Here is a 21,682-nt window from a genome sequence, read left to right as displayed (position 1 = left end):
ATGCCGCCCGTTCTCAGGCTCTGGTCCGCTTCTTGTGGTGCGGTCACTCGCTGTTCTCTCTCGAGTCGTCTGCTGGGATGATCGCCGCATACTTCAAGGTGAGGGGAGCTGGCCTGTCATGAGCGAATGGTCGCCGGAGGTGCTTGAGGTCCTGGAGGCTTCGGGATGGACGGCGGGCAGGCGGGTCGACACGGCTGGCTGGCGGTCCATGTTCGAAGCGGTCGGCATCGTCATGCACGATGCCGCGGAGACGTTCCTCCAGGAGTTCGGAGGGCTTACGGTGAGCATTGGTGGCCCGGGAATCAGCAGCGCCCGGGAGCCATTCGAACTGGACCCGGAGCTGACTTGGGGAGAGGATGACCGGTTCTCCGAGTGGAGCGACGCCTTGGGGAGACGTCTCTTCCCTCTCGGTGAACTCGATCACGGCCGATTCTTTCTTGGTATCGATGAGGGCAGTGAGATCTACCTTGTCGAAACCTGGGTCGCCAGCTTCGGGCCAATGCCGCACGCCCTCGAGAATCTGATCCTCGGGGTGATGCCCCGTAGGATCGACGAGGAACACAGGCAGTCGGATCAGGCCCGGTGACAGGTCACCTGCCGAGCAGGACTCGCTTGCGGAGGAGCTCGAATCCCGCGCGGCCGAACATCTGACGCTTAAGCATCTTGATCCGGTTCACCCCGGCTTCAACGACGCCCGAGTTTCCGGGAAGGGAGAGGCCAGCGGTGGTGACAACACCCAGGTCGCGTTCGAGGTGCCCGGGCGAGTCGCTCTACCGCGGCCGGCACCAGAGCCCGTCACCATGGCCAACGCCGGCGGGGTGCTCACCGTCTTCAGCCGCTACTGCCCCGAATGCCACGACTGCCCCGACTGCCTCACCGAATAGGTTTCTTTGGTCTCCGTCCCTGACCAGGAGGCACGGTCCGTGGCGCCCACCGCTGTTCGCGCCGCCGCCACGAATGCTGCGATCGCCGGGTGCGTGCCGCCGCCCGCGCGGAAGGCGACCTTCGAGCGACGGAAGAGGGGCAGCCGGGTCAGGACCACGCCCTCGGGGGCGCGTACGGTGGCCATCTCCGGTACGAATCCGGCACCTTGCCCGATCGCGGCCAGTGCCAGGACCGTACGGAAGTCGTTGACCTGATGGCGGATGCGCGGCTGGAAACCGGCCGCCTGACAGGCGCGTACGGCCATCGCGTGACCGGTCGTACCGTCCCGGGCCGTGATCCATGGGGACGTGGCCCACGGTCCGAGCAGCTCCGCCAGCGTGTCGCCGCGCGCGGCAGAACCGGTAGCGGGAGGGCTGTCGGTGGCGTCGCCCGTGGCCAGGTACATCGGCTCCTCCAACAGGGGCACCTGATCGACCGTGGTGTCCGGTGACGCGGGAACGAAGTCGTAGTCGTGGACGAGGGCCACGTCGAGTTCGCCGGCGCGCAGGCCGTCGGAGACTCGCGCCGAGTCGATCTCCTGCACCATCGGTTCCAGTGCGGGATGCCGCAGGGCCAGTTCGGCCAGCGTGGCGGGCACGATCGCAGGGCCGCCAGAGGGAAACGTCCCGATCCGCAGCGGTCCGCCGATGCCCTCGCGTGCCCCGGCCAGCTCGGAGACCGCCAGTTCGAGGCGTTCGAGGACGGCATCGGCGTGAGTGACGAGGGTGCGGCCCGCAGGCGTGAGCACCACCCGTCTGCCACTTCGTTCCAGCAGGGGCACGCCGGCCTCGCGCTCAAGCACGCCCAGCTGCTGGGAGACGGCCGAGGCAGTGAAGGTCAGCGCCTCGGCCACGGCCGCGATGGTGCCGCGTCGGTCGAGTTCGCGCAGCAGGTGGAGACGTCGGACATCGAGCATAAGGTGAGCTTACGCATAAGCATAGAAGCATGAACTGGATCTACTGGGTTTGTGCCGGGCAGGCTGGGCACATGAAGCTCGAAGCAAACCTCACCGGCCTGTTTGTCCCCTTGGTGACTCCGTTCACCGACGACCTGCGCCTCGCCCCGGACGCGCTCGCCTGCCTCGCCGGCGAGGCGCTGTCGGCCGGCGCTCGCGGACTCGTTGCCCTGGGCACCACCGCGGAGGCGGCCACGCTGACCACCGAGGAGAAGCGGGCCGTTGTCCGCATCTGCTCGGCCGCCTGCCGGGCACACGGCGCTCCGCTGATCGTCGGCGTCGGCACCAACGACACGGCCGCCGCCATCACGACACTGCGGGAGCTCGCTCAGAGCGGTGACGTCGCCGCGGCGCTGGTTCCCGCGCCGCCCTACACCCGGCCCGGTGAGGCGGGAACGCTGGCGCACTTCACGGCACTCGCCGAACACGGGGGCCTGCCGCTGGTCGTCTACGACATCCCGTACCGCACCGGTCAGTCCCTCAGCACCAGCACTCTGAACACGCTCGGGCACCTACCGGAGGTCGTTGGGGTCAAGTACGCGACCGGCGCGATCGACGCAGCGGCGATGGAACTGCTCGGCACCTCGTCGCCGGGCTTCGCGGTGCTCGGCGGCGATGACGCCGTCATCTCGCCGCTGCTCGCGGCGGGCGCCCGCGGCGGCATCCTGGCGTCGGCCAATGTCCGCACCGCTGACTTCGCCGAGCTGATCTCGCTGTGGCAGCGCGACGCTGCGGGACCGGCCCGCAGGCTGGGAGCCGAGCTGGCCCGGCTGTCCGCCGCGCTCTTCGCCGAGCCGAACCCGACCGTGATCAAGGGGGTGTTGCACTCCCAGGGGCGCATCCCCAGCCCGGCCGTCCGGCTGCCGCTGCTGGCCGCCTCCGCCGATTCGGTCCGGCGGGCGGCGGACCTGGCCACCGCCCGGACCCACCAAGCCCATCAAGCTCACCAAGAGACCGCAGCCTGACACGGCCCGTGGTCCCCGGGGGGAACCCGGTGGGCTTCGATACAAGCCAATACAAGCCGATCGCGCCCGCTCGCTCTCGTGCCACCACACTCCCCGTGTGGGCGAACTCTCCACGCGGCCGAGGCGGCGCGTCGGTCCGTAACGTGACCTCTCAGCAGCTGTGACGATGCGATTGCGACGATGCCCGAATGACGAATGGCATCCGGAAGACATACCTGCAGGCCGTCGAAAAGGCGGTTTACCTGCTGGCCACAGAGCAGGGAGCCGAGTGCGGGGAGACCGAGTCCGTACTCCCCGGGATGTCAGTGGGTGGGCTGGCCGGCTACCTGCGCGTAGCGTCCTCCAGGTCGAGTGATTCCTCGACGGTCAGGTATTCGGCGCAGAACCGGTGTCACCGGTTCGGTACTACGCGCGGCTCGCAGATACTTCGTTGCCGGACTCCGCGCTGAACGTCGGGGTGCGTGCCCGTAGCGAGGAAGCCGCCGCGCCCGGCCCCGCAGTCGTGGCTCAGCAAGCCCGGGCAGCGTAGCTGCGACTGTCGCAGCGGCTGGGCATGGAGCCAGCCGATCGACGGGGGGCTGTCCTTCACCGGCCGGGAGAGGAGATGTTGCTCGACGGATACCTGCAGACCCGTTGCGTCGAGCCGAGGGTGCACCTCGATGACCTCGCGCTCAGTGTCGATGCACCGTGCCGAGTACCCGATGCTGCGCTCGCCGTCGCGGTGGATGTGCTCGTTGCCGCCGCCCGGGACCGGCACGGCGACCAAGCCGTGTTGCATGCGCTCGCCAGGCGTGAGCGTACGTCGACCAGGCCCTGCGTGTGTTGTAGGTCTACCACTACAGACGGGTTCTGGGGCGGCCCTGGGCTGGTCGGGACCTTCCTCGCCGTCGACAAGCCCAGGCTCGACGCCTGCGGGCCCGGCCCACGCCCCTGCTCACGCGCACCACAGATTGCGCACCTACTTGGCCAGACCGCTGGGGCTGGAGGACCGGGCCGAATCTGTGCATCGGAGTTGTCCATCCTGGCCAGATGGCGTGCTCAGCCACAGCTGGTGTGGCTGAGCGCTCTAGGGCCTGCTTTGAAACTCCCGCACAGCACCCACGGGCGTTAACGGCCGCCCGCCCAAGCACGGCCCGGGACCGGCCAGCGCCGGCGCGCACCCTTCGTCGCTCACCGAAGCCGACCGTCACGAGTTCTGCGTTTGACGACAGTCCGGCACGGGGCTGCACTGGATTCATGGACGCTGCAGCGACTCCGTCCTAGGGAGAGCAGCGATGACAACCACGGAATCGTTCAACCTTCTGCAGCCGTACAAGATCGCCGAGGAGACGTTCATCATCCCGTGGGCCCTTGAGGCCCCACCGGTCGGCCACTTCCCGATGAACTCGATGGTGATCCGGGGAGCCGAACCGGTCCTCGTGGACACCGGGGCGCCCGCAGTGCGCTCCCAGTGGCTGGAGGCAGCGTGGTCCGTCGTGGATCCCCTGGACGTACGGTGGATCTTCCTCACCCACGACGACCGCGATCACGCCGGCAACCTCCTGGCGGTCCTCGCGGAATGCCCGAACGCGACCCTGCTGACGACGTGGTTCTCCATCGGCCGCATGGCCGAGGAGTGGGAGACTCCCATCAACCGGTGCCGCTTCATGACCGACGGCGACACGATCGACGCGGGCGATCGCACCCTGGTCGCCAAGCGACCGCCCCTGTACGACAACCCCACAACCCGCGCCCTCTTCGACCCGAAGGCCAACGTCCTGTGGGCCGTAGACACCTTCGCCACGAACGTGCCGACCCCTGTGCCCGAAATGGCGGCGCTGTCGCCAGACGAATTCCGCGACGGCCAGCTCTTCGGCGGAAGCCTGGTCTCCCCCTGGGTCGCCATGCTGGACGCCAGAAAGTTCGGGACGGTCGTCACCGACTTCCAACACCTGAACGCCGAGGTCATCGCCGGCTGCCACTGCCCGGTCCTCCGCGGAGCCCAGATCCCCGAGGCCTACGACCTCCTCCGCCAGCTCCCCGGAATCCCACCGTGGACAGAATTCACCCAGACCGACCTGGACCAGTGGATGGCGGTTGCCGAGAGCTCGGTTCCTCCGGAGCAGCCGCGGCCGTCGGGGACGTGAGCGGCGCTGCCGCGGGGCGTTGGGATCTGCTGCACTCCGGCGCCTCCGACCAGAAGCCTGCCACTCGGCTAGGCCGTGCTTAGAACTGGGGTCCGTGTCTCGCGTCGGCCGTGATGATCTCGGTTTGGGGCGAGGCGATCTTTCAGATGACCAGTGGGCGGTAACGGGAAGGTCGTGGGGACGGCGGTTCGCTCTCGGAGGCTCGGTGGTGGCGCTGACCCTATTGACGGCATGCGCCGGCCCTTACCAGTACTACGAGGGCACGGGGCTTCACGACGCCACGGTGGCCGAGGCGGCTGGGAGTTGGGAGAGTGTCGAGGGGACCCGACTGATACTCCGGCAGGACGGAACGGCACTCCTTCAGCGGCTCGACGGGCAGGATTTCGACTTCGACGACGGTTGGCGACTTTCCGGCACGAGAACCTGGGAACTGACCGACGACGCCGACGGGCAGGACATCCGGCTCGCCATGACGACCCGGACTGAAGTCGAGATGCGCGTCCCCGTGGCGGCGGCTGACGCTTCAACCCTGAGCCACCATCAACGTACTCATGGAATTTCTACGTGCGCCGGGATCGGCATGAGGCGCTGGAGCTGTTCTTCTTCTATGGCGATCCCGACATAGGGAACACGTACGTGATGACACGGGCGGCGGCGTCATAGCCACTCGTTGATGGCTGCGACCAGCACGGTCGCCTGGTAGCGGACCGCGAGCTTGCCGTATCGCGTGGCGACGGCACGGTGCCTCTTGACGCGGTTGATCCCGCACTCGACCGCGTGGCGCTCGCGGTAGTCGGCCAGAGGGAAGCGCGGTGGCCGGCCGCCGCGGGAGCCGATTTCCTGCGGTTACGTGCTTGGTCGGCCTTGTCTGGGATGGTGCAGCGGATCCCGCGGCGGCACAGGTAGGCGCTGTTTTTGCGGGAGGCGTACGCCTTGTCAGCGCGTACTCGATCGGGGCGGACGCGTGGCCGGCCCGATCCGGTGCGGGGCACGCGGGCCTTCTCCAGCACGGGTTCGAACTGTGGCGAGTCCCCACGTTGCCCAGCCGTCACCACGATCGACATGGGTTTTGGCCCTGCCCGACGGCCAAGTGCAACTTGGTGGTGAATCCGCCGCGTGAGCGTCCCAGTCCGTGATCAGGGGGCTCGGTGAAGGCACCGTCCGGTGGTTCCTTCTGCAGGTCACCCTGCTTCCGGGCCCCAGCTGCATGCTGATGGGCGCGGCACACCGTGGAATCGACGCTCAGGTCCCATGTGATCGCATCCTTCGCGTCGGCCATGGACTGGAGCCCGGTGAGGAACCGGTGCCAGGTACCGTCCCGCTGCCATCAGCGGAACAGGTCGTAGATCCGGCCCCACGGCCCGTACTCGACGGGTACGTCCCGCCACGGCACACCGGTCCGGACCCGGAACCGTACGCCACCGATCAGCTGCCGCCGGGGCCAGACAGGCGGCCGTCCCGCCTTCGTCCCCTTCGGCAGCAACGGCTCCAACACTGCCCACTGTTCATCAGTGAGATCTCCCCACGCCATGAACCACGATCATCCAGCGCTCAAGATCCACTTTCGATACACGGCCTGGTTGGCCCCTGAGCGCGATAGATGGCCAGAGTGGTGCTCAGATTCTCGGCGACGACGTGAGCCAGGGAAGGAGTCCCCGGCCGAAACTCGTGGCCGGATCGCCGGCGGTCCCGTCCTGTCCGGCGCCGGCGGCGCACTGGACCAGGCCCTGGCCGCCGTCTTCCGGCACGCCAGCCTCCCCACCGCCGCCCGCGGCCCGCCAGGCAGTCAGCCTGCTGCTGCACTTTTGCGACGAGACGGAGGAGGCTGCCGGGGACCGCGCGCACGACCTCGCCCTACGGATCCCGTTCCAGGAGAGCTGAGGCCGCGCGTACATCTCGCCCGCTGCGGCACCTGCCCCCCGCGGGACGGGCTCACGATTCGTCGGCCACGGTGTCGCTGGAGGACGGGACCGCCCTTCTTCTGCGGTACACCACCACCCCGCACACCGCGAGGAGGAGGACAGCAACGGCGGACACCCCCAGGGCCGTCCGCTCGGCGAAGAGCCTTCCCAGCACTTCGAGCACGCCGAGCCCCGCGGTCGCGTAGATCAGCGCCCAGGCCGCTCCGCCCACGAACAGGGCGGGGAGGTAGCGCGGCAATGGCATGCGCATGCTGCCCGCGAGAAAGTTGGCGGTGGTCTGGAAACCGACGGTCAGGAAGGAGGCGGTCACCACCGGTGCGCCCCACCGCTGGATTGCCCGCTCGGCGCGCCGGAACTTCGCCGAGGAGATCCGCCCGGCGAACCTGCTGCGCCGGGCACCGGCGCCGGCGAGCCACCCGACGGCGAACGTCCCTCCGGCGCGGAGCAGGACGATGACGTACAGGGCTCCGGCCGTGAGCGCGATCTTATCCACGACGCCTCGTCCCGGGCGCGGGGCCGGAACCCGCGTCCCCCGTCACCCGCATGGTGCGTCCCGTCCCAGCGGGCGCACGACGCTCACAGGCTCGGTCACCGTTTCTCACCTGGGCCCTGCCTCTGTCTGTTTCCCACCTGCGGTACCGGAACCCGAACCCGCACGCCCGGGTCCTCGCGCCAGGCAAGGTCAGCCTAACCGAACGCGCATACGGCGGATACAGGGCACCGGGCTACCGAGGAACGACAGGCGCGGGCAGTGAATCCGGTCGGCTCACTGACAGCGCAGGCCCCTGCCGGTGCGACAGGGGCCTCGCTCTGACTTATCGCCCGCTCGCTGCCCCCTGGGAGCGACCTCTGAGCATCGAAGTTGTCCACCCGGGCCACCCGGTGTGCTCAGTCACAGTTGGTGTGATTGAGCACTTCGGTTGGCACTAGAGCAGTTCGGTTGGCACTTTGAGTGCCAGAGCTGGCACGCGGAGCTCGCTGCGATTGGCGAACGGTGTCCGCCCGGCGGAGGCCCCAAGGTTCTACCTCCGTGTGGCTGCTCGAAGACCGTGAAGGCCGTCCACGCGCCGCAGGTGTCAGTGGGTGCCCCTACGCTGCCGGCCGTGAACGTTGGCGATCTTGATTGGCAGACGAAGTACTACGGTGGGATCTCGCCACGGCTGGTGAACGTCCTGCTGGAAGAGGGGCAGCTCGAGCTGTTGATTCAGGCGGCCGCCGAGCGTGGAGAGTGGTTCTGCGCGGAGGCGGCAGCGCGCGAGCTGTGTGAAGCCGGGGATTTCGAGCGGGCCCTGGCCGTGATGGAGCCGTTCGTCGCGATCGGCTGGAGTCCCGCCCGCTGGGCGACCGCCGACATCACGCTCCAGGCCGGCAGGACCGAGCAGGCGCTGGAGCTGGTTCGCCCGGACGGAGCCGGGCGGGAATCGGAGCATGCGTGCCGGAGGTTCGCCGCGCTGCTGGTCAAGGCAGGGCGGGTGGACGAGGCCATCGCCCTTCTCACACCCCATATCGACGGATGGCTGCTGTCGGTCCTGGTCGAGCTGACCGAGGGGCAGGACCGGGTGACGAGCGGGTGCTTGAACTGATCGCGCCGCTGGCGCAGCGGGTCAGGAACGCTCGCGCCGAGGGCCGGTGGCGCGATGACGCTTGGGACGCGCAGGAGCGTGAGGCTCAGGTCCTGGAACGTGCCGGACGCGCCGAGCAGGCGATCCGGATTCTCGGCGCGGACATAGCCGCGGGCCGCTTCCTGACGCAGAACACCCTCACCGCCTACGCCGAACTCCTCGTGCGCCACGGGCGGATCGAGGAACTGCGCGAACTGGCTACCGGAAAGCACTCGGGCGTCACTCTTCCCCACTACGCGCAGGCCCTCGAAGACCAAGGGAGAGTCGAGGAGGCAGAGGCCATCCTGCGTCAGTTCATCGGCTCCGCCGAGTACCCGGATCGCTTCCGCTGGGCCCTGATCGAGCTGCTGGCCCGCCATGGCCGGCTCAGCGAGGCTGTCGAGGTGGGACGCCCCACGTTCGACTACCACGACGCCTGCCTCCTGGAGGGGGTCATCCACCTCCTCTGCGGGGCTGGGCGTCTCGACGACGCCCTGGCGATCCTTGACGAGCGCAGCGCCGATTTCGTCGAGGAGCACTCGTCCTGGTTCACCTCGAACCGACTGTGGCTGCTGGGTGAGGCCGGCCGGTACGAGGAGGCCCTCACCTACGCCGCGACCCTGCCTGCGGGCCAGTACGGCCTGACCGAGACGATTGCTCGGCTCCTGGAAAAGTCCGGCCGCGTCGAAGAGGCCATCAGCCTCCTGCGGGCCAGCGGCAGTGAGCGGCCCTCGGAGCTGGCCGACCTCCTCATCCGGCAGGGCCGCGCCGCCGACGCGATCGGCGGCATGCCTTCCCTCCCCGCGCTCCACGAGGCGGCCCGACGACGTGACGCATCCGTGCAAGCCGCCCGCGGCCCCGACGAACCCCCCTTCTAGACATCCCGCGAGGCACACCGAGCCGAGGCCGACGCCGACAATGCGCCGTATTTGGCGAACGGCGCCAACTGAACTGGTCAGTCACAGTAGTTGGACATCCCGATGCGTACGTGTCCGGCAGCCCGCCCCGGCCGGCCGTTGATGCGTGCCGCACCACGGGCTTGGCCATACGCACCGGGCCCTCGTCCGCACGTGTGGACTCCGAGCCCGGTGACGACCCCTTCGCCTCGAGACTCAGAGGGCGGTGGAGAGCGCTACGTGCCGCCATGCGTCGAGTTCACGTCGTACCAGCTCCAGCTTCGCCTCGACGCGCGCCACCGCGTCCTCCCCCAACTGCAGGCGCAGCGGGGGCTCGGCAGTCTCGGTCACGTCGACGATGGCCTTGGCCGCTTTCAGCGGATCTCCTGGCTGACGGCCGTCGTTGTGGGCCAGTGCCTCGCGCACCGGTCCCGCGCCGGCGACGTAATCGGCGATGGCGGCCGGTTCGACCTGCATGCTGGAGCCGTTGAGGAAGTCGGTGCGAAACCCGCCCGGCTCCACGATCGTGACGCGGACGCCGAGCGGCGCCAGCTCGCCGTGGAGTGCCTCGGTGATGCCTTCGAGGGCGAATTTCGACGCGCCGTACAGGCCCACGGCCGGCGCGGTGGCGAAGCCGCCTACGGAGCCGATGTTCACGACGTGTCCGGATCGCTGGGCGCGCAGCGTCGGAAGGGTCGCCCGCAAGGTGTTGAGCACGCCGAACACGTTGACGTCGAACAGCGCCCGGGCAGCCTTGTCGGAGGTCTCCTCGATCGCGCCCACGAGCCCGTAACCGGCGTTGTTGACCACGATGTCGATCCGGCCGAACCGTGCCAGACCGGCCTCCACCGCAGCCGTCAACTGCTCCGGCTCGGTCACGTCCGCGTGCACCGCCAGCAGTCCGTCCGGCTGTGCCGGGTACGCCTGCAGCACCGCCGATACGTCCCTCGCCGTGGCGATGACGCTGTGCCCGCGGTCCAGCGCTTCACGGGTGATCTGCGCGCCAAGCCCACGCGACGCACCGGTGACAAACCAAACGCTCATGCTCTCCCCTGTTCCCATGGCCCATCGCCCGATGGGCTCCGGCTCGACGCTAGAAGCTAGAGTCGGGTCTAGATCAATGACTGTGTGACGGGGGGTCGCTCATGGACCTGAGCATCGGTGAGGTGGCGAAGCGCAGCGGACTCAGCGTTCACGCACTGCGGTTCTACGAGCGAGAGGGCTTGTTCGCCAACCCGGTACGCCGTCTGTCCAACGGTCGGCGGATCTACTACGAGGAAGATCTGGAGTGGCTGGCGATCTGCACGAAGCTGCGCTCCTCCGGCATGTCGCTGGCGTCGATCCGGCAGTACATCGAGCTGGTCCGGCAGGGCCCGGGCAACGAGCACGAGCGGCTGGAACTGCTGCGCCGGCACGAACGCCAGGTGGAGGCGCAGGTCCAGGAGCTGCGCGAGACCTTGGACGTGATGCGACACAAGGTGCGGATCTACGAGGAGCATCTCGTCCGCGGCGACGCGGACCGGCTCTGGAATCCAACCCATCCGGACGCCGCCCAGGCCGGCGCTCACCAGGAGTGCCCATCGCCAGAGGGTGCATGATCGTCCGGCGGCCTGTGGGAACTCGGCTCCAAGCTGCTGAGCGGACAGTGGGCCGACCTCGCTCAGCCCACCGAACCCAAGGCGAACAGTCACCACGCGCCGATCAAACAGCTCCTGAAGGGCCACGCCGTCGTGCTGTTCGCCCTGACCCTACGTGTCGGCGGCACTCGCTATCGTCCATGCCATGACCTCAAGTGATCATCTGCTGGGCCTGATCCAGAACACCCCGGAGATCGACCTGCTGCTGCGGTCATCGTTCGGCTTCGACATCGGGCGGAAGCACTACGGCGATGGCTTGAGGCTTGCCTCGGGTGCACCGCTGGAGCCAATCGCCGGAGAGTCCGCCGGTGGGGCGTACTTCCTGTGTGCTGAGCAGGACGGTCGCCGACCGGTAGTGTTCGCGAGTTCCGAAGGGGAGGGCGGGCTGATTGCCGATGACCTGGCGGACGCGCTGGAGATCATCATCGGGCTGCAGTGGCAGGACTGTCTTCGCTTCTCCGGCGGCGGCGACGTGGAGGTCATGCAGGTCTCCGCTCAACACCTCGAACGGTCCCGTGACAAGTACAACCCAGAGATCTTCAAGGAAGGTGCCCGTGCGGCCGCGGCCCTTTCGCTGCGTGTCCTTCCTGTCCCCGAACTGGTCATCCGACTACAAGAAGCCGCCTCAAGAACCGAACCGGACTACCTCGTGACCACCGAGGATGGGGAGGTCTACGACCCCCCGTTCGGCGAGTACTCGGAACCGCGCCACGGTGGCTGGCACTGAGTCGGACGGATCCAGATCGTCAGAGGTGTCGATTCCGCTGGCGTCTGATGTCGGGTCTCGGCAGACTCGGCGACCACGTCCGCTGACCTGGTTCCTGATGACCGTAGAGCACGTGCGGGCTGTGAAATTGTCCGCGGACGATGTGTGGCTGCCGTTGGCGGCGGTGGAAGAACCGCCGTGCCTCGTCGGCAAGTTGGGCGGGAGGTGACCCCGTTTCACGGGGGCTAGGCCTATGGCCTGTTGGATGAGTCCGCCCCGCTCCCCCACCGAGGTGCTTGTGGCTTCGCCTTCATGACCTCAGCTCGCTTCGCGGGGCGGTCAGCAACAAAGTCGCGGAGGCCCGTACCGGTGACCCATGCGGGCCTCCACGTGGGAATCACGCGAGAGCAATCAACAAACTGCTACTCGATCCACATTTCGATGGCCTCGAGGTTCCTGGCCTGCCCCTGGGTGCCAAGCCGCATCGTGGGGGCAGCGTACTGGTCGGGCAGCCAGCCATAGTTCTGGGCATGGCCTCGCCCGTGCACACTCAGGTAGTCGGTGGAGATCATCAGTTCCTCAATGAGCGGTGTGCATCGTGAAGTGACTGGTCACGGGTCTGGCGTGGCGTTGCTGTGGGGTGCTCGTGCTGGTCGTGGGCGGCAGTCTGGGGCGGCGCCGCTCAGACCATGCGTCGTAGCGCGGTCTCCACGGCATCGACCAGCGGATCGCCTTCGGTCCGCGGGTGCCTGGCCAGGCCGAGTTCGATGTCCGGCAGGCTGGGCAGGGCGTCCGCGTCGTGGCACGCCATGGCCGGTTCGAGATTCCCGGGCAGCACCGCCGTAACGCCGAGCCCGGCCCGCACCGCGGCGAGCACACCGACGAGACTGTTGCTCTCGAACGCCACCCGCCAGCGGCGGTCGGCACTTTCCAGCCCTTCCAGCACCGACGCACGCCATGTGCACGGGCCCGAGAACAGCACCACGGGTAGCGGATCGGCAGCCAAGTCCACACCCTGGCCGACCGCCCAGACCAGCGGTCGGCGCACCGTCCAGCGCGGCCGGCCGGGAACGTCCGCCGCCTCGTCGAGCACGAGTTGGACGCGTCCCGCGTCGTACGCCTCGCGCCTCGCGTCGCCGGAGAGGCTGAGCACCTCAAGGGTCGCGCCTGGATGCAGCCGGGCGAGGTCGGCGAGGGCCTGCGGAAGCTGGGACGCGGCGAGGTCTTCGAGCAACCCGACGCCGCAGTGGCCGGTCAGTGCGCGGCCGGCTTCGGTGAGTGCCTGCGCGGAGAGCGAGAGGATGCGCTCCGCGTATGGCAGGAGTTCGTCACCCGCGCGGGTCGGCGAGACGCCTGTCGTGGACCGGAGGAGCAGGGGGCTACCGACGGTGTTCTCAAGCTTGCGCAACTGCTGGCTGAGCGCGGGCTGGCTCTGCCCCAGCGCGCTTGCGGCGCGGCTGATGCTGCCCGCCCGCACAGCGGTAACGAACGACCGCAGCAGTACGATCTCTAGGTCCCTGGCCATAAAAATCCATTATACCGACTCCAGTCATATGGCCACTTCCTATTGCCAGGTGATGGGAGCTAGCGTCACGCGGGTGACTCGATACCGACAGGTGCTCGCCGTGCCCGGGATGGCATCGCTGCTGGGCGTCTCGCTGCTCGCCCGCACCGCGATCACGGCCTCCGGGATGGCGCTGACGATGTACGTCGTTCTGGGCCTGAACATGAGCTACGCGGCAGCGGGAGGAGCCGCGGCGGCCATGACCACCGGCCTGGCGCTGGGCGGTCCGCTGCTGGGCCGCATGATCGACCGGCGGGGCGCGCGTATCGTGCTGCTGATCACCGTCGTGGTTCAGGTCGCGTGTTGGCTGAGCGTCGCGGTACTGCCGTACACGACCCTGCTGGCCGCCGTCTTCGTAGCAGGTCTGCTGATGGTGCCGGCCCCGATGGTGACCAGGCAGGCGATCGCCGCGATGACGAAGGCGGGACAGCGCCGGGCCGCCTTCGCGCTGGAAGCGGTACAGGGCGAGCTGTCCTACATGGTGGGCCCGCCGATCGTGATCCTCTGCGCGGCACAACTGCCCTCCGGCGTGGTGGCCTGGGGCGTCGGCGCTGCGATCGTGGCGGGCGGAGCGGGGATCGCCCTGCTCAACCCCCCACTGCGGGCCGAGGACGAGGCGCCGGCCGACCCAGCCGACCGCCCCCGTCGCCGGGAGTGGCTGGGCCCGAGAATGATCGCGGTGCTGGTGATGGCGTTCGGCGCCACGATCGTGCTCAACGGTACCGACCTGGCCATCGTGGCCACTCTCAAGGAAGCCGGCCAGGTCTCCTGGGCCGCCGCCGTGGTGGCCGTGTACGGCGCGGCCTCCATCGCCGGCGGGCTTCTGTACGGCGCGCTCCCGCGACCGCTGCCCGCCTGGCTGCTGCTCGGCCTGCTTGGGCTGGTAACCATTCCCGCCGGACTGGCCCACGACTGGCGCTGGTTGTGTGTGGCAGGCTGCGGCGCGGGGCTGCTTGCCGCACCGACTCTTTCCGCGTTGTCCGACGCCGTGAGCCGGCTCGCACCCGCGAGCGTGCGCGGTGAGGCGACAGGCTTGCAGTCCTCGGCGCTGGGCGCGGGCTTCGCCCTCGGCGTCCCGATCGTCGGCGGGGCGATCGACACGTCCGGACCGGCAGGCGGCTTCGCGGCGGCCGGCCTGGCCGGCCTCGCCGCCGCGCTGATGGGATGGCTGCTGTCCCGGCGCTCACCCATCCGAACGCGGTCGGTGCGCAGCGATCCCAGCTTCATCGGGGCCTCGGACGCGCGATGATCTGCCTGCCGTCCAGTGGCTGAGCCTTCTCAAGCCATGCTCGGCGTTGCACGCCTCCACAACATGGCCCTCACGGGATAACCCCAACCCCATACGGGACAACCTCTAGATGGCCAACCGCATCCGGGCAGCGGGCAACGACGGCGTACGAAGGCCAGCGAACGCAGTGGGATGCGGCTGAGACGAGCGTGTTGCCAGCGAGCGGTGTGCTCCTGAAGTAGCTGGTGAGGCATCTGGTGTGTGTGGGCTTCTTGGTGCTCGGGCACGTCGTGGGCGGATGGCTCTTGCGAAGGTCATCGGTCAGCGGGCGACTTCGCGGTTCGTCAGGACCAGCAGGGCTCTGACCAGTTCGGTCGCCCATATGGGGTCGGTGCGTACCTTGCCCAGCACGCGCCAGTTCTTGAGGTGGGCGAAGCCGTGCTCGACCGGGGGCCCGCACCGCGGCCAGGGCCTTGTTCGCCAGCTTCTGGCCGCGGGTCAGAGGCCGGTTGCGGGCGGCCTTGTAGCCGGTGATCACCGTCGGGTCGGCGTCGGTGTCGTCGAGGCCGACGAATCCCAGGTCGGCGATGGCGCCGAGGCCGGCTGCGCGCAGCTTGGCGGTGAGCTGGTCGTGGCGGCAGGCGGTGATCTCCGAGGTCTTGCCGGGTCTGGCCGCGGAGACCCATAGCAGGCGGCCGCGATTGTCGGTGAGCGCGATCACCAGCAGGCCATGGCTTTTGCTCTTGCCTGAATAGTCCTTCCGGTTCTCCTTCCCGGTGCGTCGGCGGGTGCGGATCAGCGAGCCGTCCAGCAGTACGATGCCGCCGCCCGTTCGGGTGATCTTCTTCAGCGCCCGGTCCAGACGCGGGGCGCGAGCCGCGAGTAGTCCCACGACTTCCCGCACCCATCGGGTCACGGTGGTGCGGTGCACCCCGTTGCCGCCGGCCAGGTCGCCGGGCCGCTGGTCACAGCGCAGTACCGCGAGCATGATCCCGGCGATCTTCCCCGCGGGCAGGGCCCGCCACTTGGAGCGGATCTTCTTCAGGTGGCCGCGGATCAGGTGTGCGAGCCAGTTCAAGGTGGCGCTCGACAGCGGCAGGCGGGCGGTGTAGATAAGGCCGTCAGGGCCCTCGGCGATATGGTTGCTTTTCTTCACACCAAACTCAACTGCCGCCGGGGGCCCTCTGGTTACGCCCGGCCGCGCCCTCCTCCTGCGCGGCTACAGGCGGGCGGTGAACTTCCCGTCAGGTCGCTGGTGCAGCCAGCCGCGATCAGCGAGCTTCGTCAGCTTCCCACGCAGCGGCTCCAGCCTGCCCCGCACCTACACCTCCAGGCCCAGCACCTCGCCGATTTGCCGGGTCGCGACCGGGCCACCAGCCTGCCACGCCGCAGCCAGGATGCGATGGTACTCCGCCGGCAGCGCGGACTCGGCCACCCCCGGCGCACGGTCGGGGACCAACCGCGCCGCCCGGCCCGCCACCTGAACCACCGGCGACCCCGCCTCCGCCTGCTCGTGCGCGAGTTGCTCGCTCATCCGCTGCCACACCCGCTCGGCCACGGCGTCTGACCAGTGACACCGGCCTGACCGCCCTGACACTTCTCCCCCTGCCAACCGAGGCCTGCGATGTGCGCCTCGCAACAAACCTCCTCACCAGGAGCAGGAGCTGCCTGGGACACCCCGCCACTCACCACGCCCAAACCCAGTACAGAGCAGAACACCAGGAACGAACGAACAGCACGCCTCACCACAACAACTCCCCTCAGGCCAAAACAAGACAAGGGCTTGAACACACAACACGATCTTGATCCAGCCTTGTTGGGGTTCTGGGTCGTTGTAGTGGTGTGAGTGATCTGGTGGGGGGCGCGCGGCATCTGTCGCCGTCGGCCCGGGAAGCGTTGCGGCTACGGGCGGTTGGCAGCGCTGGTGGACGGCCGGACCGGCAGGAAGTCGCGGTGGTGTTCAAGGTCTCGTTGGTGCTCGCGAGGTAGAGCGCGAAGCCCCGAGGTACTGGCGGATCCGCCGTAGCGCAGACGCATCTGTTCGCCGCCATTCAATCGCGGCGTTTGACAGCGAACCCAGTCGTTCAGGCTTCCTTGTCAGCGAACCTGGTCGCTGTTGGGCCCGATGCCCTTGATCCTGGTCGGAGTTCCGTCCGGGGCGAACGAGTGGTGGAAGGTGAAGGCGTGCGGGGCGGAGCCGTGGTCGTGGAGGTGTTCCAGCCTGGAAACCCCGTCCTGCCAGGTGGGTATCACGCCGTCGGAGACCCACCAGAATACGTAAGTCGGGTGTCCTGTCCTCTCGAACCAGTCATAGCGCCTGTTGAGCGCCTCGCGGTGCAGACCGGTGTAGATGGCGTCGAAGGCGGGGCGCAGGTCGGTCCAGAGTGAGAGGGTCGCGGCCAGGGCGGTGGTTTCCACAGTACGGCCCTTGTCGTACCAAGTCGGTACGGCGAACTCTCCCCATGCACCCCAGTCCGCCTCGAAGAGCATGCCCCGGTCACCGTCTGCCGCTTCAGCACGCGCGAGGTATCCGGGGTGCTGGCCGATCTTCCGGTAGACGGCCTCACCAATGTCGTAGAACTCGCGCGTGAGAGGTGCGGGATCGGCGAGGGGTGACTTCAGGACGCCGAATGTGTACAGCGCAAGATGGGGCATGCGTCTCTCCCTGGTTGGGGTGCCTGGTGTGGACCCGGTTCGGTGGCTTGGGCATGGGGGCGCGGATTCCTGGGGCGTGACCAACTCATCCCGTCGCGGGTGGCTCAGCCTGAAGGAACTCCTGTGCGACCGTGGGCGATCGCCGAAGACCAGGTGAAGGTAGCTGCCTCTGCGGGCCATGTCGAAGTTGCGTTTTCCCTGTCCAAGTGGCCTCTTGCACCGGTCATTTCGGGGGGCTGGGGCGGTGACGGGCGGGGCAGGCTCGGGCCCGGCACCCCTCCCGTGGGGTACCGGTGATCCACTTCGGCCGATCGGTTCGACCGCCATGCCCGTCCGCACCCCCTGTCCGACAGCCCCGAGTGCCGCCGAACGCGTGCGGTTGAAGAAGATGGCATACGGCCACAAGACCGAGCACCGGCTGTGGGTGCCTGCACAGGTGGTGCTGCACGCCGCGCGTGGACGCTCCAACGCATGCATCGCCCGGGAGACGTGGCTGCATGTGGACACCGTGCGCCGCTGGCGTGGCCGGTTCGCCCAGGCGGGCCTGGCCGGGCTCAAAGACCGTCAACGGTGCGGCCGTCCCGCCTCGTTCACACCGCTGCAGGCCGCCGAGGTCAAGGCGCTGGCCTGCCGGCTGCCCCTGCCGAGAAGTACCGCTCTCACGCTGGTCGTGCCCGGAACTGGCCCGCGAGGCCGCCCGGCGGGGCATCGCCCCGTTCATGTCGGCGTCGACCCGTGCGTCGCTGGCTGGCCCAGAACGCGCTCAAGCCCTGGCAGCACCGCTCCTGGATCTTCATCACCAGCCCCGGCTTCCGGCGGAAGGCCGCCTGGGCAGCCGTGGGTACCGCATCGCGGACATCCGTCGCAGGCGACAGTTGCTCACGGACGCCTGGGCCCGTGACCGGCCCACCGACGAAGAACGGGTCCTGCTCAAGGAGCTCGGCCGCAAGCATCGCGACCAGGACGTCGCCGACACCGATCCGATCCCGCTGATCGGCCTGGTCCAGCTGTACCGGCGTGACGTGCCCGGCCTCATGCCGGGACCCGACGACTGCGACCTGCTCCAGGTGCTCTGGTGCCCGTTCGAGGCACATGGCCCGAGCCGCTACGGCCTGGCCCTGGACGTACGCTGGCGCCGTTCCGACCAGGTTGCCGTGCCGCTGGACGCTCCGCCGCAGCCGACGCTGGCAGGCTTCGAGGGCTCGGTCGCCGAGCCATGCATGCGTGCTGCACCCCGAGCAAGTCGTCACCTACCCGTACGCCGACTCGCTGCCGGCCAGACTGGGCGCCCGGATCGACGCCTGGGAGGAGGCCCAGGTACGGAAGGCGGAGAAGGACGGCCGGGACGACGAGCTGGTCACCTACCACCACGACCTGTCGATTCCCCAGGGGTGCCGAGTGGGCGGGTTCCCCTCCTGGCACACGACCGACCCCTCCCCGATGAACTGCGAAGCCTGTGCCACACCGATGGTCCTGCTGCTGACCGTCGACAGCCGCGAGTGGGACGGCACCAACGGCTGGATGCCCACCCAGGAGCGGGACCTACCAGAGCACCTTCGGGACCGCTGCCCCACGAAGCTCACGATCGGCCGAGACGGCCTGCTGAGCGTCTTCGCCTGCCCCAGCGAGCCCGGACACCCGCACCGATGGAGCATCCAATAGGCGGGGGTCGAGATTCTCGGACCGGTGCCGTCACCTCCCGCGAACATCGAACAGGACGCCGCACAGGCGCCTCTCAAACTGCCGACCAAGTGGCTGTCCTGACTCGGCGTCTGGCCCACTTTCCGTGAAGCGTGCACCGTGCGTGACGGTGGAGGCTTCGGCCGTCCGATCGAGGTGGTGCTCCGGCTGGAGGAGTTGCTGTTCCCGTCGCTCATGGCCCGGCGGCGTCAGCCCTGCCCGGACGCCGTGTCCGCCCCGCGCTCCGCGCAGTGCGGGCAGCGCTCGCGGCCGTCCCACGCGGACCAGCCGAAGTCGGTCGGGGTGAGGGCGTGGCCCTCCAACTCGCTGCGGACGGCCTCGCGGTAGGCCCAGACGGCGTCCAGGTAGGGGTGGTAGATGTCATGGAATGCGGGGGTTGAGATGCCGGCGCCCGCGGCGACCGCCCTTCGGAGGGCGCGGAGACGTTCGAACATGGTCTGGCCCGTGCCCGCGATCCTGGTGCTGGCGTCGAGGAAGAGGCGCTCGCGCACCTCGTAAACGCGGGCGTCCGTCAGGGCCAGACGGCTTGCTTCCTCCAGGTCGGTCGCCTCGGCGCCGCTCTGCGCGAGGCGGCGCAGCTCGGTGTGGGCCGCGCCCGCCGCCGCGATGAACTCCGTGTAGACGTCCCGACGGCGCGCCTGAAGGGCTCGGCGGTGTTCCTGGCGGGTGCGCAAGCGATCGGCCAAAACCGTGCCCGCTATCGCGATCAGACCGCCGCCCAGCGTGGCGACCAGCGTTCCCCACTCCATACGTGTCCCCCACAGTCGGTCTTCCGGAAGGGCGCGTCCCCGGCACCGTCCCATCTCGCAGATCATGCCCCACGGCCGGGACCGACCGTGCACATCTGTTCGTACGCGAAGCCCTCCGGGAACCCTTTCAGGCACTCCGCCGCGCGGTGCCGGACTCCGCTTCGGCCATCGTCCCGAGCCGGTCGATCAATTCGCTCCGCTGGTCGCTCGACAGCTTGCTGACCAGGTGGGCTACGCCCTCCAGGACCTTGACGGCGTCGTGGGGTCCATCTGCTCGACTTCACTGCCCCAGGCCGTGTATCGAAAGTGGATCTTGAGCGATGAATGATCTCGGTTCATGGGGGCGGGGAGATCTCACGGACGAACAGTGGGCGGTACTGGAACCGTTGTTGCCGAAGGGGCCGATGGGGCCGAAGGGGCCGAGGGGGCCGAAAGCGGGACCGCCGCCCGTCTGGCCTCGCCGCCAGTTGATCTACGGCATACGGTTCCGGGTGAGGGCCGGTGTTCCGTGGCGGGACGTGCCCGTCGAGTGCGGGCCGTGGGGGCCGGATCTACGACCTGTTCCGCCGGTGGCAACGGGACGGTACCTGGCACCTGGTCCTCACCCAGCTCCAGTCCCTCGCCGATGCGAAAGGCTGGATCACGTGGGAGCTGAGCGTCGACTCCACGGTATGCCGTGCTCATCAGCATGCGGCCGGGGCCCGGAAGCGGGGCGAACTGCAGAAGGAACCGCCGGGCGGCCTGTTCACCCAGCCTCTTGATCACCGGCTGGGACGCTCGCGCGGCGGGTTCACCACCAAGCACCTGGCGGTCGAGCAGGGCCAAAAGCCCATGTCGATCGTGGTGACGGCAGGGCAGCGCGGCGACTCGCCGCAGTTCGAAACGGGGCCGGAGAAAGTCCGCGTGCCTCACTCTCACGGGTATGGGGCTGGACATCAATGTGCTAATCGCCGACTGGTCATGGCTGGGAAAGGTTCCGTCCAGGGAGAGGCTGTCACGGTTGAGGGATGCCTGGTACGCCGACGAGACCGGGCTGTGGGATCACGACGCACCGGTGATCGATGGTGGCTGGGAATGGCCACGAGGGCCTCACAGCACCTCCTTCGCCGTCTACGAGTTCCGGGGCACCCTCGGTTCGTTCAAGGCGCACTTCTGGGCCGGCGAGCGGTGGAAGTCCGTACGTGACCATGCCGACCCGTTGGTGCGGTACGGGTTGGACACCTTGCTTCTCGGGCTGATCTGGGGAGGGCTGGACGGTGAGGCGGAGCACATGGATCCGGGATTCTTCTGCGACGACCCAGCAGTCACCCACGGCGTGCTGCTCGCGCGGTCGCCGGACAGCGTGCGTGCACTGGCCGCGACGTCGGAGCGCGTACGGCCCCGGCTTGGCGGGCTGCGTGGGGCCTACGAGGAGCACGCCGCCGTTCCCCAGGGGTGGGTGGGCGACTTCGACGAGTTCACCGGCCTGCTGGACGTCTGGGGCCACGTCCTATCCGAAGCCGCCCGGCGGGGCTGGGGAGTCGTGGGGCTGAGCGAGTAGGGCGCAACCGTTCCGCACGCGACGTGGATCGCTCCGGATCGCTGCGTACATTGACCTTCGACATCTGCCGCATGACCGTCACCGTTCGCCAGGAGCGCCGCTTTGCGTCCCGGGCAAGAACCAGTGCCTCCCAAAACTCAGGTTCTGACCCAACTTCCGTGGTGCATCGATGCTCCGTAACTGTTGATCTTCGGAGTGGCTCCCCTCGATCGTCCTGAAATGCCCCATGACTGCTGTGCCGTGCCGAGTGCCCAGGCTGCGGAAGTGGTCGACCCGCATTCATGGGTCCTACCTGCACTTTCCCGCTGACCTACCCAGCGCGGGAAGGCGTGAACCGGTGGCCTACAGTCACGGGACCACAGAAGGAGACCGGCCCGGACCGGTATCGCATGCCCCGTAGTGTCACCCACCCCACTCCGCCACCACACGGGCCGGAAAGAAGCCACCACCCTCACCGACGAGACCAACCCCCGCAGTGACCGACCAGCGCCTGACCAGGGCCGACCGGCACGA

The 21,682-nt window shown here is 68.5% G+C and carries 21 protein-coding genes and 3 pseudogenes; 13 read left to right on the top strand and 11 right to left on the bottom strand.

The features are described from left to right. Positions 1 to 118 precede the first annotated feature (118 nt). Positions 119 to 586: an SUKH-3 domain-containing protein gene (locus tag ACFV9D_RS27680; RefSeq protein ID WP_385151697.1), complete on the top strand. Its 468-nt coding sequence runs from the start codon at positions 119 to 121 to the stop codon at positions 584 to 586. Positions 587 to 838: 252 nt separating this feature from the next. Here the strand turns inward: ACFV9D_RS27680 and ACFV9D_RS27675 are convergent, their stop codons facing one another. Further along, entirely contained in the window at positions 839 to 1,840 is a 1,002-nt protein-coding gene (locus ACFV9D_RS27675; RefSeq protein WP_385151694.1) for a LysR family transcriptional regulator, read from the bottom strand. 71 nt (positions 1,841 to 1,911) lie between these two features. On the opposite strand from ACFV9D_RS27675, the gene ACFV9D_RS27670 reads away from it, so the two are divergent. The 3 genes from ACFV9D_RS27670 (at position 1,912) to ACFV9D_RS27660 (ending at position 5,595) form a co-directional block, all read left to right on the top strand. Continuing rightward, on the top strand, positions 1,912 to 2,844 hold the full coding sequence (locus tag ACFV9D_RS27670; RefSeq protein ID WP_385151691.1) for a dihydrodipicolinate synthase family protein: 933 nt from the start codon (positions 1,912 to 1,914) through the stop codon (positions 2,842 to 2,844). 1,274 nt (positions 2,845 to 4,118) lie between these two features. Continuing rightward, on the top strand, positions 4,119 to 4,970 hold the full coding sequence (locus ACFV9D_RS27665; protein ID WP_385151688.1) for an MBL fold metallo-hydrolase: 852 nt from the start codon (positions 4,119 to 4,121) through the stop codon (positions 4,968 to 4,970). Positions 4,971 to 5,175: 205 nt separating this feature from the next. Next, entirely contained in the window at positions 5,176 to 5,595 is a 420-nt protein-coding gene (locus ACFV9D_RS27660) for a hypothetical protein (RefSeq protein WP_385151685.1), read from the top strand. Positions 5,596 to 5,627: 32 nt separating this feature from the next. On the opposite strand, the pseudogene ACFV9D_RS27655 reads toward ACFV9D_RS27660, so the two are convergent. Further along, positions 5,628 to 6,501 (bottom strand): annotated as a pseudogene (locus ACFV9D_RS27655) (IS5 family transposase). A gap of 401 nt (positions 6,502 to 6,902) precedes the next feature. Beyond that, on the bottom strand, positions 6,903 to 7,385 hold the full coding sequence (locus ACFV9D_RS27650; RefSeq protein WP_385151682.1) for a DedA family protein: 483 nt from the start codon (positions 7,383 to 7,385) through the stop codon (positions 6,903 to 6,905). A 610-nt stretch (positions 7,386 to 7,995) separates the two neighbouring features. Between ACFV9D_RS27650 and ACFV9D_RS27645 the strand changes: the two genes are divergently transcribed. Together ACFV9D_RS27645 and ACFV9D_RS27640 are read left to right on the top strand one after the other, a co-directional pair. Further along, a complete protein-coding gene (locus tag ACFV9D_RS27645; RefSeq protein ID WP_385151679.1) occupies positions 7,996 to 8,475 on the top strand; it encodes a tetratricopeptide repeat protein in 480 nt (159 codons plus the stop codon). Then, positions 8,463 to 9,371, top strand: a complete 909-nt coding sequence (locus ACFV9D_RS27640; protein WP_385151677.1) for a hypothetical protein — start codon at positions 8,463 to 8,465, stop codon at positions 9,369 to 9,371. Before ACFV9D_RS27645 ends, ACFV9D_RS27640 begins: the two co-directional genes overlap by 13 nt. 234 nt (positions 9,372 to 9,605) lie before the next feature. Here ACFV9D_RS27640 and ACFV9D_RS27635 read toward each other — a convergent pair whose 3' ends face one another. Continuing rightward, on the bottom strand, positions 9,606 to 10,451 hold the full coding sequence (locus ACFV9D_RS27635) for an oxidoreductase (protein ID WP_385151674.1): 846 nt from the start codon (positions 10,449 to 10,451) through the stop codon (positions 9,606 to 9,608). Between the two features lie 83 nt (positions 10,452 to 10,534). On the opposite strand from ACFV9D_RS27635, the gene ACFV9D_RS27630 reads away from it, so the two are divergent. After that, on the top strand, positions 10,535 to 10,987 hold the full coding sequence (locus ACFV9D_RS27630) for a MerR family transcriptional regulator (protein WP_385151671.1): 453 nt from the start codon (positions 10,535 to 10,537) through the stop codon (positions 10,985 to 10,987). Positions 10,988 to 11,171: 184 nt separating this feature from the next. Next, on the top strand, positions 11,172 to 11,753 hold the full coding sequence (locus ACFV9D_RS27625) for a hypothetical protein (protein ID WP_385151668.1): 582 nt from the start codon (positions 11,172 to 11,174) through the stop codon (positions 11,751 to 11,753). A 401-nt stretch (positions 11,754 to 12,154) separates the two neighbouring features. On the opposite strand, the gene ACFV9D_RS27620 is transcribed toward ACFV9D_RS27625, so the two are convergent. Beyond that, positions 12,155 to 12,304 carry a hypothetical protein gene (locus ACFV9D_RS27620; protein WP_385151665.1) on the bottom strand — a complete coding sequence of 50 codons (150 nt, stop codon included), beginning with the start codon at positions 12,302 to 12,304 and terminating at the stop codon, positions 12,155 to 12,157. Between the two features lie 110 nt (positions 12,305 to 12,414). Next, positions 12,415 to 13,257: a LysR family transcriptional regulator gene (locus ACFV9D_RS27615; protein WP_385151662.1), complete on the bottom strand. Its 843-nt coding sequence runs from the start codon at positions 13,255 to 13,257 to the stop codon at positions 12,415 to 12,417. A gap of 109 nt (positions 13,258 to 13,366) precedes the next feature. On the opposite strand from ACFV9D_RS27615, the gene ACFV9D_RS27610 reads away from it, so the two are divergent. Continuing rightward, positions 13,367 to 14,545, top strand: a complete 1,179-nt coding sequence (locus tag ACFV9D_RS27610) for an MFS transporter (protein ID WP_385151659.1) — start codon at positions 13,367 to 13,369, stop codon at positions 14,543 to 14,545. 300 nt (positions 14,546 to 14,845) lie between these two features. On the opposite strand, the pseudogene ACFV9D_RS27605 reads toward ACFV9D_RS27610, so the two are convergent. From ACFV9D_RS27605 to ACFV9D_RS27595, 3 genes and pseudogenes are all read right to left on the bottom strand, one after another. Continuing rightward, positions 14,846 to 15,680 (bottom strand): annotated as a pseudogene (locus ACFV9D_RS27605) (transposase family protein). Positions 15,681 to 15,845: 165 nt separating this feature from the next. Further along, positions 15,846 to 16,058 (bottom strand): hypothetical protein, encoded by a 213-nt coding sequence (locus ACFV9D_RS27600; RefSeq protein ID WP_385151656.1) that lies wholly within the window; start codon positions 16,056 to 16,058, stop codon positions 15,846 to 15,848. 563 nt (positions 16,059 to 16,621) lie between these two features. Continuing rightward, positions 16,622 to 17,179, bottom strand: a complete 558-nt coding sequence (locus tag ACFV9D_RS27595) for a DUF3291 domain-containing protein (RefSeq protein WP_385151653.1) — start codon at positions 17,177 to 17,179, stop codon at positions 16,622 to 16,624. Between the two features lie 178 nt (positions 17,180 to 17,357). On the opposite strand from ACFV9D_RS27595, the pseudogene ACFV9D_RS27590 reads away from it, so the two are divergent. Continuing rightward, a pseudogene (locus ACFV9D_RS27590) lies at positions 17,358 to 17,768 on the top strand (helix-turn-helix domain-containing protein); the annotation flags it as partial. 70 nt (positions 17,769 to 17,838) lie between these two features. Here the strand turns inward: ACFV9D_RS27590 and ACFV9D_RS27585 are convergent. After that, a complete protein-coding gene (locus ACFV9D_RS27585; RefSeq protein ID WP_385151769.1) occupies positions 17,839 to 18,273 on the bottom strand; it encodes a hypothetical protein in 435 nt (144 codons plus the stop codon). Between the two features lie 130 nt (positions 18,274 to 18,403). On the opposite strand from ACFV9D_RS27585, the gene ACFV9D_RS27580 reads away from it, so the two are divergent. After that, positions 18,404 to 18,841: a hypothetical protein gene (locus ACFV9D_RS27580; protein WP_385151650.1), complete on the top strand. Its 438-nt coding sequence runs from the start codon at positions 18,404 to 18,406 to the stop codon at positions 18,839 to 18,841. A 227-nt stretch (positions 18,842 to 19,068) separates the two neighbouring features. Here the strand turns inward: ACFV9D_RS27580 and ACFV9D_RS27575 are convergent, their stop codons facing one another. Then, positions 19,069 to 19,629: a CchlQ gene (locus tag ACFV9D_RS27575; protein WP_385151647.1), complete on the bottom strand. Its 561-nt coding sequence runs from the start codon at positions 19,627 to 19,629 to the stop codon at positions 19,069 to 19,071. Positions 19,630 to 19,949: 320 nt separating this feature from the next. Here ACFV9D_RS27575 and ACFV9D_RS27570 point away from each other — a divergent pair, with 320 nt between their 5' ends. Together ACFV9D_RS27570 and ACFV9D_RS27565 are read left to right on the top strand one after the other, a co-directional pair. Beyond that, the gene (locus ACFV9D_RS27570) at positions 19,950 to 20,390 is read left to right on the top strand and encodes a transposase (RefSeq protein WP_385151644.1); all 441 of its coding nucleotides are present in this window, start codon (positions 19,950 to 19,952) and stop codon (positions 20,388 to 20,390) included. A 161-nt stretch (positions 20,391 to 20,551) separates the two neighbouring features. Beyond that, complete coding sequence (locus tag ACFV9D_RS27565; protein WP_385151641.1) at positions 20,552 to 21,169, top strand: hypothetical protein; 618 nt, start codon at positions 20,552 to 20,554, stop codon at positions 21,167 to 21,169. The last annotated feature ends 513 nt before the right edge of the window (positions 21,170 to 21,682 follow it).

It is taken from the genome of Streptomyces sp. NPDC059875 (assembly GCF_042731085.1).
GTDB lineage: Bacteria > Actinomycetota > Actinomycetes > Streptomycetales > Streptomycetaceae > Streptomyces.
This window is presented reverse-complemented; position numbering and strand designations above follow the sequence as displayed.

Excerpts from the sequence above, each read along its gene's own strand:
- ACFV9D_RS27615 (WP_385151662.1), bottom strand. The coding sequence starts at position 13,257 with ATGGCCAGGGACCTAGAGATCGTACTGCTGCGGTCGTTCGTTACCGCT.
- ACFV9D_RS27620 (WP_385151665.1), bottom strand. The coding sequence starts at position 12,304 with ATGATCTCCACCGACTACCTGAGTGTGCACGGGCGAGGCCATGCCCAG.
- ACFV9D_RS27595 (WP_385151653.1), bottom strand. The coding sequence starts at position 17,179 with ATGCCCCATCTTGCGCTGTACACATTCGGCGTCCTGAAGTCACCCCTC.
- ACFV9D_RS27680 (WP_385151697.1), top strand. The coding sequence starts at position 119 with ATGAGCGAATGGTCGCCGGAGGTGCTTGAGGTCCTGGAGGCTTCGGGA.
- ACFV9D_RS27635 (WP_385151674.1), bottom strand. The coding sequence starts at position 10,451 with ATGGGAACAGGGGAGAGCATGAGCGTTTGGTTTGTCACCGGTGCGTCG.
- ACFV9D_RS27675 (WP_385151694.1), bottom strand. The coding sequence starts at position 1,840 with ATGCTCGATGTCCGACGTCTCCACCTGCTGCGCGAACTCGACCGACGC.
- ACFV9D_RS27670 (WP_385151691.1), top strand. The coding sequence starts at position 1,912 with ATGAAGCTCGAAGCAAACCTCACCGGCCTGTTTGTCCCCTTGGTGACT.
- ACFV9D_RS27570 (WP_385151644.1), top strand. The coding sequence starts at position 19,950 with ATGAATGATCTCGGTTCATGGGGGCGGGGAGATCTCACGGACGAACAG.
- ACFV9D_RS27625 (WP_385151668.1), top strand. The coding sequence starts at position 11,172 with ATGACCTCAAGTGATCATCTGCTGGGCCTGATCCAGAACACCCCGGAG.
- ACFV9D_RS27575 (WP_385151647.1), bottom strand. The coding sequence starts at position 19,629 with ATGGAGTGGGGAACGCTGGTCGCCACGCTGGGCGGCGGTCTGATCGCG.
- ACFV9D_RS27610 (WP_385151659.1), top strand. The coding sequence starts at position 13,367 with ATGGCATCGCTGCTGGGCGTCTCGCTGCTCGCCCGCACCGCGATCACG.
- ACFV9D_RS27665 (WP_385151688.1), top strand. The coding sequence starts at position 4,119 with ATGACAACCACGGAATCGTTCAACCTTCTGCAGCCGTACAAGATCGCC.
- ACFV9D_RS27585 (WP_385151769.1), bottom strand. The coding sequence starts at position 18,273 with ATGTGCCTCGAACGGGCACCAGAGCACCTGGAGCAGGTCGCAGTCGTC.
- ACFV9D_RS27565 (WP_385151641.1), top strand. The coding sequence starts at position 20,552 with ATGGGGCTGGACATCAATGTGCTAATCGCCGACTGGTCATGGCTGGGA.
- ACFV9D_RS27630 (WP_385151671.1), top strand. The coding sequence starts at position 10,535 with ATGGACCTGAGCATCGGTGAGGTGGCGAAGCGCAGCGGACTCAGCGTT.
- ACFV9D_RS27600 (WP_385151656.1), bottom strand. The coding sequence starts at position 16,058 with ATGAGCGAGCAACTCGCGCACGAGCAGGCGGAGGCGGGGTCGCCGGTG.